Annotated in this window: 1 protein-coding gene and 1 pseudogene; both read right to left on the reverse strand. The window is 64.6% G+C overall.

What is annotated here, in order from left to right:
* Positions 1-206: pseudogene (locus B3446_RS05615) on the reverse strand (ABC transporter permease subunit); the annotation flags it as partial.
* A 36-nt stretch (positions 207-242) separates the two neighbouring features.
* The coding region (locus tag B3446_RS05620; protein ID WP_291378226.1) for an ABC transporter substrate-binding protein at positions 243-1,344 on the reverse strand (1,102 nt) is incomplete at its 5' end.

Consider the following 1,344-nt stretch of genomic DNA (forward strand, 5'->3'; position numbering starts at 1 on the left):
ACCTGGTCCAGGTGATCGCGCGGATATAGCCGCGCCAGCGCGATCCGGTCCAGCAGCAGCCCGAGCAGCGCCATACCCGCGACGACCGCGGCGGCGGCTAGCAGAAACGAGCCGGTGTGGCGGAACACGGTAGCCGCGATAAACGCGCCCATCATGTACAGCGACCCGTGCGCCAGGTTGATGAAATTCATGATGCCGAACACCAGCNNCCCCCTTGCTGACGGCCCTCGGGGCCGCCCGCTTCACTTCATGACGCACTGGTCGGCGTACTGATCAGAGACCTTGGACAGGTCGGGGAAGATGGGGCCCTTGTTGACGAACGCGACCTTGCCGTCGGCGTTCTCGGCCACGTCGGCACGGAAGAACCCGGCCACGGGGAAGTGGTTGGGCTGATAGCGGAACTCGCCGCGCACGGATTGGAAGTCGGCGGCCTCCATCGCTTTGCGCAACGCGGCCTTGTCGTCGGTCTTGCCGCCGGTCTTCTTGAGCGCCGAGCCGATCAATTGGGCGGCGTCATAGGATTGCGCGGCGTAGCTGGACGGCTCGCGGCCGTACTTCTGGCGGAACGCTGCCGCAAAGGCCTTGTTGGCAGCGTTGTCCAGGTCCGGCGAATACGGCACGTTGGTGACGGCGCCCAACGCGTCCTTTTGCAGCGCGGGCAACGTGGCGCCGTCGATGGTGTCCACCGACAACAGGGGAATCTTGCCGAAAAGTCCGGCCTGGCGATACTGCTTGATGAAGTTCACGCCCATGCCGCCGGGAAAGAAGACGTATGCGGCGTCGGGCTTGGCGTCAGCCAGCGCGGCCAGTTCGACGGAGTAGTCGGGCTGGTTGACCTGCGTGAACACTTCGTTGACGACATCGCCTTTGTAGAAGCGCTTGAAGCCGGCCATGGCGTCCTTGCCGGCCTGGTAGTTGGGGGCCAGCAGATAGACCTTCTTGAACCCCATCTGGTTGGCCATTTCGCCGCTGCCTTCGTGGCGCTGGGTGTTGTTCCAGGATGTGGAGAAGAAGAACGGCGAACAGTCCTTGCCGGCAAGATTGGTGGGCCCGGCGTTGGAGCCGACGAGGAAGACGCCGGCGCTGGTCACGGGCCGCACGACGGCGAGCATGACGTTGGAATAGACGACGCCAGTGATGATGGGCACCTTGTCGCTTTGTACGAGCTTGCGGGCGGCCTGGACGCCGACCTCGGGCTTGAACTGATCGTCTTCCTTGATGACCTGCACGGCCACGCCGCCGAGCTTGCCGCTGCCTTGGTCGACGGCAAGCATGAAGCCGTCGAGCTGGTCCTGGCCGAGCACGGAGCCGGGGCCGGTGAGCGTGGTCAGCAGGCCGATCTTG

It is taken from the genome of Achromobacter sp. UBA5777 (assembly GCF_002418565.1).
Lineage (GTDB): Bacteria > Pseudomonadota > Gammaproteobacteria > Burkholderiales > Burkholderiaceae_B > Achromobacter > Achromobacter animicus.